Here is a 15,783-nt window from a genome sequence, read left to right on the forward strand (position 1 = left end):
TCGTTTTTAGCCTTTAAAGTCACGTGCGAGCAAATAAAGCTCGACGGACTCAGCGCGCGATGCCGGTGGCTTGATGTGATGCACAGATTTGAATTTCTGTTTAAGCATCGCCAACAGATCATTTTCTGTGCCGCCCTGAAAGGTCTTTGTCAGGAAGTGGCCGCCGGGTTTAAGAACCGACACCGCAAAGTCCGCAGCAACTTCACAGAGATGCACGGTACGCAAGTGATCTGTGCGGCGATGGCCAGTCGTTGGTGCTGCCATATCTGAAATCACCAGATCAGGCTTGTCGCCAAGCGCTTCCATCAGTTTTTCGGGTGCTGCGTCATCAAGAAAGTCCATTTCCAGCAAAATAACGCCGGGAAGCGGATCAACATGCAGATAATCGATGCCAACAACCTGCGGGTCTTCATCTGTAGAGCCAACGATTTTAGCCGCAATTTGCGACCAGCCACCCGGCGCTGCACCGAGATCGATGATTTTCTGACCTTTTTTCAGGAGGTTATAGCGATCGTTGATTTCGATCAGCTTATAAGCTGCGCGCGAACGATAGCCATCCTTCTTCGATTGGTGGACATAGGGGTCGTTCAGATGGCGTAGCAGCCACCGGCGTGACGATTCCTTGATCGTTCCGGCTTTCTTCTTCACGCGAACGCGAAGATTGCTGGTTCCGGCACCGCCGCGTCCACCCGTTTTGGTGCCACTCTTGTTTCCGCCTGCTTTGCTCATCTTAGTGCCTGTTTCTTACGTCGGTTTTGCCGCCAGTTTTGACGGTTGGCGCGCGGTTATGGCGCCAGGCACCGTCACGCGACATGAGTTCGGTCAATATGCCTTCACGCAATCCGCGGTCGGCAACGAGAAGCTTTTCACTCGGCCACACATTGCGTATGGCATCAAGAATAGCACAGCCTGCAAGCACCAGATCAGCACGATCGGCTCCAATGCAGGGATTGGCAACGCGCGCTTCAAAATCCCATGACAGCAGACGTTGCGTCATCTGCGTCACGTCTTCTGATCCCATCCACATACCATCGACGCGCCGCCGATCATAGCGTTCAAGTCCGAGATGAATACCAGCAAGCGTTGTCACCGTTCCAGATGTGCCCAACAGATGAAAGCGCGAGCTCGCCGTCAGGTTTCCGAGACAGTTGCGTTCTGCGAAACCGGAAAGCAAGTCTGTGACATGGCCTACCATTGCATCAAAGCTATCCTGCGTGACATTGCGACCACCGAAACGTTCGGCAAGCGTGACAACACCAACGGGCAGGGAGGTCCATGCCATGATGTGCTCAGCAAGTCTTGGAGAGCGACGCTGAGACACATCGATCAGTGCGATTTCCGACGAGCCGCCACCGATGTCAAACAGCACGACCGCATCCGTTTCGCGTGTGACCAGCGTTCCGCAGCCAGATACAGCAAGGCGGGCTTCCGTCTGGCGGTCAACGATTTCGAGTTCAAGCCCGGTTTCTGTGCGAACGCGCTCGAGAAACTCTTCGCCATTGGCAGCTGAACGGCAAGCCTCGGTCGCAATCAAACGGGAACGTTTGATTTGACGGGATTGAAGCTTGTCATGGCAGATCTTCAAAGCTTCGATAGCACGTTGCATCGCGTGCTCGCTCAGCCGTCCGGTTGAACTCAGACCTTCGCCAAGTCGCACAATGCGCGAGAATGCATCCACAACACGAAATTGCCCGGGGCGCGTTGGTGATGCAATCAACAGGCGGCAATTGTTTGTGCCGAGATCAAGCGCCGCATAAAGCGGTGCTTCATGTGGTGCATGATTGCGCAGGCTATGCGTGTTGGCGGATTGGCGCTTTAATGGCTGTAAAGCGCTACCCGTCATTTCTGGTCGGGCGGCGGTGTTTTGCAGCTTCGTACCATTATCCGAATTTACCGGCGTGCTTCCCTGCTGGCGGGCCTGCTTCTTCTTGCGGGCGCGCCTGCGACGATTCGATATTTTACCGCCGGGCTTTCCATCTGCCGATTTAGTATCTGCATTGGGTGTTTCAGCCATTGCTGGCTTTTGGCCGCGAGCATCCGCATTACCGGGAGATTTACCACGGTTACGACGGCGCGCACGCTTGCGCTGGCTTTGCGAGCCCTTGTTTTCTGTGTCTGAGCGTCCTGAATCGGGGGCTTTCGCTGCCTTGCCGACTTCTGGAACGGCATGCTTACGCGATTTGCGCTTGCCGTTCTCGGACGGATTCCGAGCCTGCTGGTTGCCCGTTTGTCCGCCGGACGCCCCTTGTTGCGCCATTCCTGCGGGGCGCTCCTCGGGGTTTTTCAAGGTTTTTATCCTTATGGCGCCGCGCGAACCATTACAGGACGCAAGCAAGGCGCTTCAATTTTTACGTTGTCCTTAATGTAGCAGCGCTTTGGGCATTTACCAAGGGGCAGGCGAGGACCAGTCGTGGGAAATTGATAAAAGGACGCAGGAATCTGATATCACCCATATGAATAGGGGCTCTTGCTGTCTGCAAAAGCCCCATCATCAAAATCAAAAAAGTTTTTTAGTTCAAATGTCGTAGCTGTGCGCGGCATTGATTGTTGCCACGAACTGCTTGGTCCGTTCGCGCGCCGGTGTAACGAAAATATCATGTGCAGTGCCGGTTTCGACAATATTGCCAGCTTCCAAAAACACAACATTCTGCGCGATTTTTGAGGCAAGCCTCAAGTCATGGGTGGCAATGACCATGGTTGTTCCTTCCTGAGCAAGCTTGCTCAGTACGTCAACAACTTCCGATGCCAGTTCTGGATCGAGAGCAGATGTAGGCTCGTCGCAAAGCAGAACGCGCGGCGACGGCGCAAGTGCACGCGCGATAGCGATGCGCTGTTGCTGGCCACCAGAAAGTGTTGCAGGCCAAGCGTCAGCCTTGTGCGCCATGCCCACCTTTACAAGCAGTTCCATGGCGCGTTCCTGCGCCTTTGCCTTAGGCCATTTGAGAACGGTCACGAGACCTTCCATAACGTTCTGAATTGCTGTCTGATGGGGGAACAATTGGAAATTCTGAAACACCATTCCAGTCTGACGGCGGATCGACTGGATCGCCTGCCAGCTTGGCTTGCGGTCGGGATCAAGGGTTATGCTTTGGCCGCCCAGTGTTAATGTTCCGGAGGTCGGAATCTCCAGCAGATTGATGCAGCGCAGAAGCGTGCTTTTACCACCACCCGAAGGGCCAACGAGCGCTGTAACAGTCCCTTCGGCGATTTTGACGTTGATGTCATTAAGGATCACAACGTTATCAAAGCTTTTGAAGATGTTTTTCAACTCGATCATGAATTTGTCTCCAGCGTTCCGCCATAGCGTCTGAAACGTTTTTCAAGGCGTCCCTGAAGGTTGGACAGGATCGTGCTGAGCAGCAGATAAATGAGCGCAGCTTCGATATAAAGAACAAGCGGCTCATAAGTGGTGGCGACGATACGTTGTGCAGACTGGAACAGTTCCGGCACTGTTATCGCGGCAGCGAGTGATGTATCTTTTACGAGCGAGATGAAGGTGTTTGATAATGGCGGAACGGCTGTGCGCGTGGCTTGCGGAAGAACTGTGCGTGTGAGCGCCTGGCGCCAACTCATCCCGATGGAATAAGCTGCTTCCCACTGACCTTTTGGAACTGCGGAAATAACGGCTCGAATGACTTCGGAACTATATGCGCCAACATTGAGTGAGAAGCCGATGACAGCTGCGGTGAAGGCATCGAGATAAATGCCAGCGCTTGGAAGCCCGTAGAAAATGACGAAGAGCTGCACCAACATTGGCGTGCCGCGGAAAATCCAAACATAAAAACGCGCAACAAGAGATACCCATATGGGCGCAAACAAACGCACAAGCGCTGTAATCAATCCGAGAGAAAGCCCGAAAATGAATGACAAAAGGGTCAGTGGGATGGTGAATTTGATACCGGCCCAAAGCAGGGTGGGCAGGGAATCCGCCATGAGTTGAAGCCAATCGGGCACGTGTCGAATTCCTTAGTTGTGATCGGTCCTGAACGCTGAATTATCAGGCTGTAACATATAGACCATAAAATAAAGCCGGAAACGGGTCCCGGCTTTATTTAAATGCACTATCCAGAGCTTACTTCGAAACGTCCTGGCCGAAATATTTCTGCGAAATCTTGTCGTAAGTGCCTTCAGCCTTGATTTCGTCCAGCGCCTTGTTGATTGTACCGACCAGATCGTCATCCCCCTTGCGAACGATGATGCCGGAAGCCGTCGCGTTTTCCTGTTCAGCAACGACTTTTACAGGAGCTTTTGGCTGCTGCTTCTTAAAGTCAAGGTAGGAAAGGCTGTCATTGAGTGTTGCATCCGCGCGGCCCGTCACAACAAGCTGGATCGACTGGTCAAAACCGTCTGTGGCGACGAGTTCAGCACCGGCTTCGGTTGCAAGTTTACCATAGTTGCTTGTCAGAGACTGGGCAGCTTTCTTACCCTTGAGGTCAGCAAAGTCCTTAATGGTATCGTTCTTATCATTAACAATGAGGACGACCTTGGAAACGATGTAAGGATTGGAGAAGTTGAACTTCTTCTGGCGTTCTTCGGTGATGCCGACCTGATTGATAACGGCGTCATAACGATTTGCATCGAGACCAGCAATGAGACCATCCCATTTGCCTTCCACGAATTCGGGTTTCACGCCGAGCTTAGCGGCGACAGCTTCACCAATTTCAACATCGAAGCCTACGAGCTTGTTGTCTTTATCGTGGAATGTGAATGGCGCATAGGTGCCTTCTGTGCCGATTTTGAGAACGCCCGCCGCCTTGATGGCGTCGAGATTCTCACCTGCCATAGCGGTCGAGAACAGTGCTGCCTGGAGGACGCCGACTGTTGCGAGGATTTTTGCGAACTTCATTTTAAGGTCACCTGTAAAAAATATTCGATGTGATTAAAATACAGGAATTATTTTCTAATGATGCGTCGAAAATGACCCAAAAGATGCATCGAATAAAAAATATTTCTATTTTATATATGCTATAAGCAATATGAATCCATATAGAGATGAATTGTAATTTTTGGTTCTATTCCATTTTAGAGATAATAGACGGCGATACGATTTCCGCCAACAGTTTCGACGGCAATTTCCATTTCGTAGATATCGCGCAGAATATCTGGTTGAATGAGCTGTTCCGGCGTCCCCTGATGCGCCACCTTACCTTTGCGCATGGCAACGATATGGTCGGAATAACAGGAGGCGAAATTGATGTCGTGCAGCACCAGAACTACAGTTTTGCCCAGATCATCCGCTGCACGCCGCAAAAGCTTCATCATCGACGCTGAGTGTTTCATGTCGAGATTGTTGAGTGGCTCATCCAAGAGAACATAGTCTGTGTTCTGGCAGAGAACCATCGCCACGAATGCGCGCTGGCGCTGGCCGCCCGAAAGTTCGTCGAGAAAGCGGTTGCCCAGCTCTGCCAGTTCGAGATAACCGATTGCTTGATCGACGTGAACAAGATCTTCACGGGTTGGACGTCCCTTGGAATGCGGATAACGTCCGAAAGTTACCAGATCGCGCACTGTGAGGCGCGCGTTAATGGCATTGTCCTGCCTTAGGATTGACAGCCTTTTTGCCAGTACGTCGCCGGGTGTGGTCGATACATCCAGCCCATCGATGGTCACGCGGCCTTTACACATGGGAAGAAGGCGGCTGACCATGGAGAGCAGGGTGGATTTTCCGGCTCCGTTTGGTCCGATAATCGAGGTAATACCGCGTGCGGGCAATCGCAGCGTTACATCATCAACGACGATTGTATCGCGGTAGGATTTACTGACCTGGCTTATTTCGATCAACGTGCGTTTCCCCTGACGAGTAGGATGATAAAGACGAGCCCGCCCAGGAACTCGATAATGACACTAAGCGCGGTATTAAACGCGAAGACACGCTCTAGAATGGTCTGTCCGCCGACGATGCAAAGGATTGCCAGCAATACGGCGATGGGCAGGACGATACGATGTCTGGATGAACCTGTGATCATGTAAGCCAGATTGGCAACCAGCAGGCCGAAGAAGGTGATGGGGCCGACAAGGGCTGTGGAAACCGCAACGAGGATTGTGACGATCAGCAGAATGCGGTGCACAACGCGACGATGATCGATGCCGAGATTGATGGCTGCATCGCGTCCAAGCGAGAGCACATCGAAGACATTGATAAAACGTAGTCCGTAAAGCGTCACCACCGCCACGATAATCGCAGCCAGCAATAGAATGTCGCCATTAACGCTATTGAAATTCGCAAAGAAGCGGTCCTGAAGCACGGCAAATTCATTCGGGTCAATCATGCGCTGCATGAGGTTTGATGCACTTCGAAAGAAGACACCGAATACGATGCCGACAAGCATAACCAGATGCAGACTGCGCGCCGCTCCTGAAAACAGCCATGCATAAAGCGTGCTGGCAAAAACAACCATGATTGCCGTTTCGGCAAAAAAGCGGCCATTGGGGCCGATCCCGTTGACATGGATAGCGCCAAACGCGAAGACCGCGAATGTCTGAATCAGGATATAAAGCGCATCGAAACCCATGATTGAGGGTGTCAGAATGCGGTTGTTGGTGACTGTTTGAAAGAGAACAGTAGAGACAGCAATCGAGTAGGCGACGAGTATCATTGCGGCGAGCTTGGTGCCTCGGAAGCTGAGGATGAACGACCAGCTGCCCTTTGCGCCCAGCGTCATGAAGGCTGCGCAGGAAAGAATGACGAGGATTGAAAGAAGAGTGATGATGAAGCCGGAACGTTTAAGCAAGACGTGATCCCCGACGCAACAGCAAGTAGAGGAAGATGGCGCTGCCAACGACGCCCATCATCGTACCAATAGGGATCTCATAGGGAAAGCGGATGAGCCGCCCGATAATATCGCAGGCAAGCACCAGTCCCGCGCCAAGCACGGCAACCCACGGCACAGCACGGCGCATATTATCGCCAATAAACATGCTGACCACATTCGGAACAATCAACCCCAGAAACGGGATCATACCCACCGTTACCACGACACTGGCGCTAACCATCGATACGATGATCAACCCCAGCGTTACCACACGGCGATAGTTGAGGCCGAGATTGGTGGTGAAATCTTCGCCCATACCAGCCACTGTGAAACGATCAGCCGCAATATAGGCGATGACGGTGAGGGCGAATGAAAGATAAAGCAACTCATAACGACCGCGCAGCACGCCTGAGAAATCGCCCGTCGTCCACGAATTCAGGGATTGGAGGAGATCAAAGCGATAGGCGATGAAAGTCGTCACTGCGCTGATCACACCACCTAGCATAATGCCGACAAGTGGCACCACGAGTACCGAACGTAATGGAATGCTGCGCAGGATGCGCAGAAAAAGGGCTGTACCAGCAAGGGCCGTAACGGAGGCGACCAGCATCTTGCCGAAAACCGATGTTTCAGGTGCAAACAGGATGACGAGCAGGATGCCGAGGCTTGCAGATTCAACGGTCCCGGCTGTCGAGGGTTCAACAAAACGGTTGCGGGTCAACATCTGCATGATCATGCCGGCAACGGCCATCGACATGCCTGCAAGAATAATCGCAAGCGTGCGTGGTATGCGGCTGATCAGTAGCACTTCCGTCGCGCGATCTGTGCTGTTTGCGCCAAACAGCGTGTTAAGCGACACATCGCTGACGCCGATGAAGAGGCTGATGAAGGCCAGGACCAAGACCAAAATTATAGCTAGGGCGAGTGCCTTCACGCTAAATTCCTGTTCTCTTGCCTTGTCATGAAGTCGGGCCATGACTGCGCGGCCCGACCTGACTGGGTTAGAAAATGTTACTGGGCCTTGCTAAAGGCATCCGAAAGCTGCTGGATCGTGCTGTGCAGCGCACCAAGCCCGCCGCCGACGAGATACCAGTTCTGGGCGTTCAGATAGACGACCTGATCATTTTTCCAGGCATTTGTCTGGCGCACGAGTTCATTATCGAGCAACTGCTTGGCGGACGTGCCTTCACGGCCAATAGCTGCGTCACGATCAAGTACGAAAAGCCAATCCGGATTGGTTTCAAGCATAAATTCGGAGCTTATGGGCTGCCCATGATTGCCAACAGAAAGATCAGGCGCCGCTGGTTCGATACCGAAACTGTCATGCAATACGCCGAAACGCGAACCCGGACCATAGGCACTGATCTTGCCGCCTGAGGTCAGGATCATCAGGCCCTTGCCTTTGCCTTTTGTTCTTTCGTTTAGCGCGGCGAGTTCGCTGTTGAGCTTATCTACTTCAGCTTTGGCTTCCGCTTCCTTGCCAAAAATCTGGCCCAGCTTTTCGATATTGGCTTCGGTGCCCGAAATGAATTCCTTGGCTGGAACAGTCAGATCGATGGTCGGTGCAATTTTTGCGAGCTCACCATACTTTGCAGCCGAGCGACCACCGACAATAATGAGATCCGGTTCTGCTGCATTGACCGCTTCATAGTCTGGCTCAAACAATGTGCCGACTTTTTCGTAATCGGCACCGTCATATTTCTTGAGATATTCCGGGTAAGCAATGCTGCCGGGCACGCCGATAACTTTCACGCCGAGACGATCAAGATTGTCGAGTGTTGCAAAATCAAACACCACGACTTTCTCTGGATTGACCTTAACCGATGTTTCGCCTTGCGCGTGTTTTACCGCGACATCAGCTGCATGTGCGCCAGAAGCAAGTGCCGTCGCAACAAGTGCTGCGCCGAGCAGACGGGAAAAATGTTGGCCGAATTTCAACATGGCGTTCAATCCTTTCGTCAATCCTGTGTTTTATAGTCCGGTTTTCCGCGAGTGAAAGCAGGAAGATGATAATTCAGTGTTTTTCGGCGCTTGGCTTTTCATCAAGCAGGATAAATCTCAAACTGTCTTCAACAGTCAGTGGTATCATCGATCCGTGGCTTTCCTTCTCGAAGCGACGATAGGCAACCTCAAATCCCGGGAGTTGTTTCAACTCAGTCTGAATGTCTGCACCCGATGGCCCGCCGCGCAGCTTCTTCAAGCGCTCCATGTCTTCCTTTGACTGGCCGGGACGTTCGCCGCGCTTTCCAGAGTTTTCAATCAACAAACGGATGGGGCTCGGGTTAGCCTTAAATGCTTCTACGAACTTGTTCTTGTCAGCGAGAATGGAACGTCCATTCCACCAAATCGATGGGTCGGCAGATGCATAGGTCTGGAAAGAGCCTGTGTGATTAAAGAGCGCATAAAGCGTGAAAAGGCCACCAAGTGAATGTCCAAACAGGGCCTGTTTGTCCTTGTCGATGATAAAACGCTTTTCAATTTCCGCTTTCACCTGATGATTGATGAAATCGAAGAAAGCATCACGTCCACCGGTGTTTGGAATATTCGTTTGAATAGGAATGAGTTCATCAGGCGTCGGCGGCGTAAGATCGAAATAGCGCAGGCGGACGATTTCGTCTTTGTCTTCAGTCGGATAACCAACGCCGACATAAACTGCATTAAGCTTTGGATCTTTCTCCATAAGCTTTGCAGCAATCGGCAGCATGCGATTGCCGTCCGTCATATAGACGACAGGAAACCCTTCTGCAGGGGCTTTTTCAACAGGAGCTGCCACAAAAATTCGATAATCAATACCGTTCGCTTGCAAGTCAAATGAACTGACTTGTGGTGTTTGAGCATGCGCGGATGCGCTCACGAGGATGCTTCCGAACATGAGACAGACCTTTAGAATGATATTCTTCATTTTGCTCATGAGAGCATCCAATTCATAAAAATGACGCCAGCCAAAATCGGCTGGCGTCTTTGCGTATTCTAGAAGCGCGATGTCATGCCGAGCCAGAGACGACGGCCTTCGACCACGTTGTTGGTTTCATCCACAGTGACCTTCTTGTCGAAGATATTGTAGACAGCCGCATTCAGCGTCACGTTTTCGCTGAATTCATACGAGCCACCGAAATCAAGCGTAGCATATCCCTTGTATTTGCGCGCAATGACCTGTCCGCGGCTGTTGTAGGCATAGGGTTCGCCGACTGTGCCGATACGAAGACCGGCATTGATTTCTGAACCGTGATAGTTCGCAGCCGTCCAAGCCGTTAAGCCATCTACGGGGGTGTCCCAATCCGCGCGGATGCTACCCATGTGCTTTGGTGTGCGGGCCAACGGTAGGCCTGCATATTCACCAGTTTTCTGTTCCGAATGGGTGTAAGTATAATTTGCGCGCAGCTTGATCGTGTCGGTCGCTTCCCAGTCAGCCGTCAATTCGACGCCCTGAATGACAGCTTCGTCAATGTTATAGCTGTAATAAAGGACATAGTTCGGGTCTTGAGCCCAGCGAAGTGGCTGACCAGTGATTGGATCGTACTGGATGTTGCTGGCGATCTTATCTTTGAAATCAGTGTAAAAATAAGTTGCGCCGAGACGCAGACCCTGCTGATTGTCCCAGAGTGCACTGGCTTCATAGCTTGTGCTTTTTTCTGGCTGGAGATTCGGATCGCCAATGATGACGCCGCAGTTTCCAGTTGGGCCATAGGTACAATTGCCGCCGCCGGTGGTATAAGCATAGCCCGGCGCAATGGTGCGCAGTTCAGGTGCACGGAAACCCGTTGAAATGCCGCCCTTGATAGTCAGCTGATCGGTTGCATGCCAAACGGCATAGCCTCGTGGGCTCCAATGCGAACCGTAGATTTCATGGTGATCCATACGCAGACCGCCGGTGAGGGCGAAATCTGGTGTGATCCACCATTCATCCTCAGCAAAGAGCGCCCACTGCTTAATCGTGAACTGTTCGTCTAATCCGGTACGACGGCCAGGGTTCTGATCTGTCAGGGTGCCTTCGATGAATTGGCCGCCCGTTACGAGCGTATGGTTGCCATAAAGCTCGAAGGGCGTCGTGAACTTACCATCAAGTGTTGAATTGCGGATGTGCGGTGAACGCAGGTTTTCCACGAACTCGCTGCGCGCATTATTCCAGCTGAAATTCGTTCTTTCAGCCGTTTCCTGCATGAAGGAGAATTCGGAAGTCGTTGGACCCCAACGGCCAGTATGACTGATAGACCAATGGTTGCGGTCATTAAGATTGTAAGCATCAACAGGCGCAGTGCTGTTGGTGGAGACTGGATTGATCGTGTTTCCAACCGAAGAGTCACGGCGTAAGCGTGTCTTGCCTGCTTCAAAGACAATGTCGTGATCCGCATTTGGTGTGATGGTTACACGACCTGTAATGTCGATGTCTTTTTGCTCAGGCGTACCACTGATGATCTGGTCTTCCTGACGCTTCATACCACGTCCCCAGAGCTGCACACCAACGAGGTTGGGTACGAGCGGGCCAGTTATGTAATATGAACCCTGATAGGAATTACCGTACTTGGAATGCTGCTGGAGTGTCGTGTCGACACTGAGCGAGCCGCTCCACGTGTCTGCAACTTTTTTGGTAATGACGTTGATAACGCCGCCCATCGCGTCTGAACCATAAAGCGATGACATTGGACCGCGAATGACTTCAATACGCTCAATAGCATTGGCTGGCGGCAGGAAACTTTGCTCAAAGCCGGAATTGCCGTTGGTACGCGCATCGCGTGTGCTTTGGCGCTTTCCATCGACGAGTATAAGCGTATAGGTGCCGGGAAGACCGCGAATGAAGATATCACGTTCAGCAGCGGAACCAGTTACGGCAACGCCTTGCACATCACGCAGTGCATCGCCAAGATCACGATAAGCACGTTTTTCAAGCTCTTCACCTGGAATGACCGAAATGCTGGCTGGTGCATCAGTGATGTTTTGTTCAAAACCTGTTGCCGATACAACGATCTGATTAAGTGTAATGCCACCCCCAGCATTCACCTGTTCAGCCGCTTGCGCCTCAGCCTGTTTCTTTTTGGCAGCTTCTTCCTCTGCCTTGGTTAAGGTCTGTGCGAAGGAAACGGTGCCGGTCAAAACAAGTGCAGTGAAAAGACAGGTGCCCGCAAGAACAGCTTTTGCAAAAAGCGATTTGCTGGCCAAGTGCCTGTTCTGCGAGCCAGTGGCGCGTGATCCCCGAAACAAGCTGGTCATAAATGTCACCCTTTAAGTTGAGTTTTCGGCTCTCCTTATGTATGGCAATAAGATGACGTCAACGGTCATCTTTTATAACAATTCCAAGTTTCGAAAAACGCAACTGATCGGATAAGACAGCAATGGCTGGCAAGCGCATGAAAACACAGACAGAGCCAGAGGCTGCCGCAGGCGAAAGCCTGAAGTTGGGTGAGCTTCGCTTGTTGATTGCGCTTGATGCACTTCTTGTGGAAGGCAGTGTTGGTGGTGCCGCTCGGCAAATGGGCTTGAGCATGGCAGCCATGAGTCGATTGCTTGGACAGATACGCGAAAAATTTGACGATCCGATTTTCATCCGTTCAGGCCGCAATATGATCGCAACGCCGAAGGCGGAGGCATTGCGGGGACGACTTCGCAGACTTGCCAATGAAACGGAAGCGTTGATGAATTTTGACGGCAAAGATGCTGCTGAAGTGCATTGCGAACGACGGGGATGGGAAAAGACAAGCATGATTGTTGCCCCACCACCGCTTGGCATCCGCAAGGTGGTGCAGCTTGAGAACCACCCGACGCCAGAACAGCTTGCTGCGCAATTTGCCAATGTTCAGGATGAAAATGATCCGTCCCTGCGCTTGGCAAAATATATAGCGATTATTGGCCGTAAGATTGGCTATACGCGTCCGCTTGAAATGCATGAGGCGGAAGACGCCTTCACCACGATTTTTGCTGGTGAGGCAGACCCTATGCAGATCAGTGCTTTGTTGCGTCTCATCCATTACCGTGGAGAAACTGCGCCGGAGTTAGCCGGGATGGCTCGTGCAGCGCATCGCTATTATACGCTTGATGCAAATATAGGGACTTCAGCGCTCGACTGGCCAGCCTATCTGTCGCCCAATTCCAATCAATCGCCCTGGTTTATGTTGGCGGCCATTCTCGTTTCGCGAGCCGGGTATCCGGTGGTGTTGCACGGCAACTGCGGTATGGGCGAATTGTCAGGAAAGCTTGAACTTGCAGCGCAGGCCGTAAATATTCCGATTGCCACGTCGCTGGCGCTTGGAAAAAGTGCTTTGAACGCTCATGGTATTTGCTTCATGCCGCTTGCAGGCTTTGCACCTCAGGTTCATTCTCTACTGGCGCTCTATCCGTTGTTTAATTCGCGCTCATCGATAAACAGCCTTGCGCATCTGCTAAATCCCTTGAGGCTTTCAGCGTCTTTTGTGGGTGTGACACAGCCTGCTTACCGCGAACTGCATCGCGATGCAGGGGCACTTTTGAATATGAAGTCCGTCTCCGCTGTTTCGACAAGCCGCGATGTTGCCGAATTGGTTCCCCATCATGCGCACACGGTTTATCGATGGCTAGGCTCGCAGAAAATCGACATCAATCTCCCGACCTTATCAAAGGCTGCAACAGACCGCCATGCCAGCCAAAGCACGTTTGAATATTGGCTCGCAGTTTGGTCTGGTGCGGCTATCGATGAGCGCGCTGAACTCACGGTCATTGCATCAACTGCGATGGCATTGATGACTGCTCTTGCTGCCGATAACGATAGTTACGGACATTTCTATGCGCAGGCACAGGCGCTTTGGCAAGCGCGTCATCAACGCTAATTTGCTAAACATAAACCCATTCCTTGACGGTTAATATTTTTATTTGTTTTTCACCCGTCAAGGAACAGGTTCGGGGGTACAAAGCTATAATGTGCCGATCAATTGACGAAAAATAGCTGGTAGATATAGCAATAAAAAACGCCGGGTAGTCGGCGTTTTTTATTATATTATAGTTTTTATAATCAGCCGCTTATGAGCTTTACTTCCATAAAGTCTTCAAGGCCCCATTTGCCGCCTTCACGGCCATTGCCAGATTGTTTGTAGCCACCAAACGGACTGCCCGGTGCGCGTGAAGTTCCGTTGATCTGGATCATGCCAGCACGAAGCTTGCGGGCGACGCGCTTAGCCCGCTCCGGGTTTCCCGTCTGAATATATGCGGCCAAACCATAGGGCGTGTCATTGGCGATAGCGATGGCTTCTTCTTCTGTATCGAAGGGGATCATTGCCAGCACAGGGCCGAAGATTTCCTCACGAGCAATGGTCATTTCGTTGTTCACATCGGCGAAAATGGTCGGCTTGACGAAGTCGCCTTCTGAAATGCCGTCAGGGCGTCCGGTACCACCAGCAATCAGACGTGCACCTTCATCGATCCCTTTCTGAATAAGTGCCTGCACCTTGTCGAACTGGATTGAGGAGGAAAGCGGGCCGATATGTTCGCCTTCTTTGGATGGATCATCGACAATGGTTTTCGATGCCGACTTTTTTGCAAACTCAACCGCCTGATCATAAACTGAGCGTTCGACCAGCATGCGGGTTGGTGCATTGCAGGATTGACCGGTGTTTTCAAAGCAATGGTTCACACCGCGTTCAATCGCTTTTTCGAGATCGCTGTCGGCAAACACGATGTTTGGCGACTTTCCGCCGAGTTCAAGCGAAACACGTTTAACGGTCGCGGCTGCAGCCCGCGAAACTGCAGTTCCGGCGCGGGTTGAACCGGTGAACGACATCATGTCGATATCAGGATGTTGTGACATCGCTTCGCCGACAACTGGACCTTCGCCGTTGACGAGGTTGAAAACGCCTTTTGGCAAGCCGGCTTCATCGACAAATTCAGCGAAGAGCATCGCCGACATAGGCGCGATTTCGGATGGCTTGAGTATGACTGTGCAACCCACGGCAAGGGCAGGGATGACCTTGAGCGCGATCTGGTTCATTGGCCAGTTCCACGGCGTAATCAAGCCGCAAACACCGATCGGTTCACGCACAATAGCCTGATTGGAATGCTTTGGTGAAAGAATTTCATCGAATTCGAAATTCTCGAATGCTGCAATAAAAGCTTTTGTGTGCGAGATGCCTGCTGCGGCCTGCGATTCACGCGCAAGCTTGATTGGCGCACCCATTTCCTTGGAAATAGCCTGCGCCATTTCTTCAAGACGGCGTTCGTAGATTTCTACGATACGGCGGAGATAGCCAATGCGTTCTTCAGCAGGTGTTTCACTCCACGAAGGAAATGCCTTTTTTGCCGCAGCGACAGCCAGATCAATATCGGCAGATGAGCCAGCAGAAATCACTGCATAAGGCTTTTCATTGGCTGGATTGATGACTTCAATCGTCTTTGCTTCGAGTGGTGCGCGCCATGCGCCATCAATGTAGAAATCTGTTTTCTGATCCAGATTTTTCTGAAGCATGATGAAATCCTCCAATGCTTTGCTTTTTGTTTCCCGTGTCGAAGCGCAGACTACGCGCCAGCTGTGACGGCGTCAAAACAGAACGATCAATGGAAACATCAATTTTTCTTATTCGTTATCGTAGGCTTCGAAATCTATGCCGAGCGTTTCGAGGCCTTCTTCGATATAATCACCAAGAAGCGGGATACCGAGAAGATATTTCGCTTCCCGGCCATTGTGGCGGTCACTTGCGGTCGAAAGAGCATCACTCCACTCTTCCGCGCTGAAATCCCCGCGGCCGACCCACACCAAAGCCAACAATTCGATCTTCTCATCTTCGTTCAGAGAGCGAATTGCGGCGACCAGTTCTCGGCGTGTCGGGTTGGTGATGGAAGAATCAAGAATGTCAACGTCGCCATCATCCGATGCATTAGAGCCGGAATCTTCGTCCACAGCGGGAACCTGAACATCATATTCTCGCGCCTTGGCGATAATAAACTCAATGTTTTCGATATTGTTGACCAGCTCAACCATTATATTTGCCTCCGTAACGTCGCTGTTTATCGAACGCAGTGAGAGGTCTGTGGTTCCGTTAGAAACGGTTCGTCAGAAATTCTGTGCTGCGGC

The 15,783-nt window shown here is 51.7% G+C and carries 14 protein-coding genes; 1 reads left to right on the top strand and 13 read right to left on the bottom strand.

The window, feature by feature from the left end; all coding sequences use genetic code 11:
- Nucleotides 1-6: 6 nt before the first annotated feature.
- From RI570_RS15510 to RI570_RS15560, 11 genes are all read right to left on the bottom strand, one after another.
- On the bottom strand, nt 7-729 hold the full coding sequence (locus RI570_RS15510) for an RlmE family RNA methyltransferase (protein ID WP_250042273.1): 723 nt from the start codon (nt 727-729) through the stop codon (nt 7-9).
- 1 nt (nt 730) lies between these two features.
- Nucleotides 731-2,287 carry a Ppx/GppA phosphatase family protein gene (locus RI570_RS15515; RefSeq protein WP_313829469.1) on the bottom strand — a complete coding sequence of 519 codons (1,557 nt, stop codon included), beginning with the start codon at nt 2,285-2,287 and terminating at the stop codon, nt 731-733.
- A 228-nt stretch (nt 2,288-2,515) separates the two neighbouring features.
- Nucleotides 2,516-3,277 carry an amino acid ABC transporter ATP-binding protein gene (locus tag RI570_RS15520; protein WP_313829470.1) on the bottom strand — a complete coding sequence of 254 codons (762 nt, stop codon included), beginning with the start codon at nt 3,275-3,277 and terminating at the stop codon, nt 2,516-2,518.
- A complete protein-coding gene (locus RI570_RS15525; protein WP_313829471.1) occupies nt 3,274-3,954 on the bottom strand; it encodes an amino acid ABC transporter permease in 681 nt (226 codons plus the stop codon). The genes RI570_RS15520 and RI570_RS15525 overlap by 4 nt, the downstream gene beginning before the upstream one ends.
- 118 nt (nt 3,955-4,072) lie before the next feature.
- Complete coding sequence (locus RI570_RS15530; protein ID WP_313829472.1) at nt 4,073-4,846, bottom strand: amino acid ABC transporter substrate-binding protein; 774 nt, start codon at nt 4,844-4,846, stop codon at nt 4,073-4,075.
- Between the two features lie 176 nt (nt 4,847-5,022).
- Nucleotides 5,023-5,781, bottom strand: a complete 759-nt coding sequence (locus tag RI570_RS15535; protein WP_313829474.1) for an ABC transporter ATP-binding protein — start codon at nt 5,779-5,781, stop codon at nt 5,023-5,025.
- On the bottom strand, nt 5,778-6,662 hold the full coding sequence (locus tag RI570_RS15540; protein WP_409558697.1) for an iron chelate uptake ABC transporter family permease subunit: 885 nt from the start codon (nt 6,660-6,662) through the stop codon (nt 5,778-5,780). The genes RI570_RS15535 and RI570_RS15540 overlap by 4 nt, the downstream gene beginning before the upstream one ends.
- A 61-nt stretch (nt 6,663-6,723) precedes the next feature.
- The gene (locus RI570_RS15545; protein ID WP_313830067.1) at nt 6,724-7,686 is read right to left on the bottom strand and encodes an ABC transporter permease; all 963 of its coding nucleotides are present in this window, start codon (nt 7,684-7,686) and stop codon (nt 6,724-6,726) included.
- A gap of 77 nt (nt 7,687-7,763) precedes the next feature.
- On the bottom strand, nt 7,764-8,693 hold the full coding sequence (locus RI570_RS15550) for a siderophore ABC transporter substrate-binding protein (RefSeq protein WP_313829476.1): 930 nt from the start codon (nt 8,691-8,693) through the stop codon (nt 7,764-7,766).
- Nucleotides 8,694-8,766: 73 nt separating this feature from the next.
- Nucleotides 8,767-9,663 (bottom strand): alpha/beta hydrolase-fold protein, encoded by an 897-nt coding sequence (locus RI570_RS15555; RefSeq protein ID WP_313829477.1) that lies wholly within the window; start codon nt 9,661-9,663, stop codon nt 8,767-8,769.
- A gap of 59 nt (nt 9,664-9,722) precedes the next feature.
- Nucleotides 9,723-11,960 (bottom strand): TonB-dependent receptor domain-containing protein, encoded by a 2,238-nt coding sequence (locus RI570_RS15560; protein WP_313829478.1) that lies wholly within the window; start codon nt 11,958-11,960, stop codon nt 9,723-9,725.
- Between the two features lie 122 nt (nt 11,961-12,082).
- On the opposite strand from RI570_RS15560, the gene RI570_RS15565 reads away from it, so the two are divergent.
- Complete coding sequence (locus RI570_RS15565) at nt 12,083-13,549, top strand: glycosyl transferase family protein (protein WP_313829480.1); 1,467 nt, start codon at nt 12,083-12,085, stop codon at nt 13,547-13,549.
- Between the two features lie 182 nt (nt 13,550-13,731).
- Here the strand turns inward: RI570_RS15565 and RI570_RS15570 are convergent, their stop codons facing one another.
- Nucleotides 13,732-15,177 carry an aldehyde dehydrogenase family protein gene (locus RI570_RS15570; protein WP_313829481.1) on the bottom strand — a complete coding sequence of 482 codons (1,446 nt, stop codon included), beginning with the start codon at nt 15,175-15,177 and terminating at the stop codon, nt 13,732-13,734.
- Between the two features lie 108 nt (nt 15,178-15,285).
- On the bottom strand, nt 15,286-15,690 hold the full coding sequence (locus RI570_RS15575; protein ID WP_313829482.1) for a DUF3775 domain-containing protein: 405 nt from the start codon (nt 15,688-15,690) through the stop codon (nt 15,286-15,288).
- Between the last annotated feature and the right edge of the window lie 93 nt (nt 15,691-15,783).

Origin of the sequence: Brucella pseudogrignonensis (assembly GCF_032190615.1) — a bacterium.
GTDB classification, from domain to species: domain Bacteria; phylum Pseudomonadota; class Alphaproteobacteria; order Rhizobiales; family Rhizobiaceae; genus Brucella; species Brucella pseudogrignonensis_B.

What these genes read in the sequence shown, in the direction of transcription:
- RI570_RS15560 (WP_313829478.1), bottom strand. Translation starts at nt 11,960, where the DNA reads ATGACCAGCTTGTTTCGGGGATCACGCGCCACTGGCTCGCAGAACAGG.
- RI570_RS15540 (WP_409558697.1), bottom strand. Translation starts at nt 6,662, where the DNA reads ATGACGCTGGGCGCAAAGGGCAGCTGGTCGTTCATCCTCAGCTTCCGA.
- RI570_RS15575 (WP_313829482.1), bottom strand. Translation starts at nt 15,690, where the DNA reads ATGGTTGAGCTGGTCAACAATATCGAAAACATTGAGTTTATTATCGCC.
- RI570_RS15530 (WP_313829472.1), bottom strand. Translation starts at nt 4,846, where the DNA reads ATGAAGTTCGCAAAAATCCTCGCAACAGTCGGCGTCCTCCAGGCAGCA.
- RI570_RS15520 (WP_313829470.1), bottom strand. Translation starts at nt 3,277, where the DNA reads ATGATCGAGTTGAAAAACATCTTCAAAAGCTTTGATAACGTTGTGATC.
- RI570_RS15565 (WP_313829480.1), top strand. Translation starts at nt 12,083, where the DNA reads ATGGCTGGCAAGCGCATGAAAACACAGACAGAGCCAGAGGCTGCCGCA.
- RI570_RS15550 (WP_313829476.1), bottom strand. Translation starts at nt 8,693, where the DNA reads ATGTTGAAATTCGGCCAACATTTTTCCCGTCTGCTCGGCGCAGCACTT.
- RI570_RS15555 (WP_313829477.1), bottom strand. Translation starts at nt 9,663, where the DNA reads ATGAGCAAAATGAAGAATATCATTCTAAAGGTCTGTCTCATGTTCGGA.
- RI570_RS15510 (WP_250042273.1), bottom strand. Translation starts at nt 729, where the DNA reads ATGAGCAAAGCAGGCGGAAACAAGAGTGGCACCAAAACGGGTGGACGC.
- RI570_RS15570 (WP_313829481.1), bottom strand. Translation starts at nt 15,177, where the DNA reads ATGCTTCAGAAAAATCTGGATCAGAAAACAGATTTCTACATTGATGGC.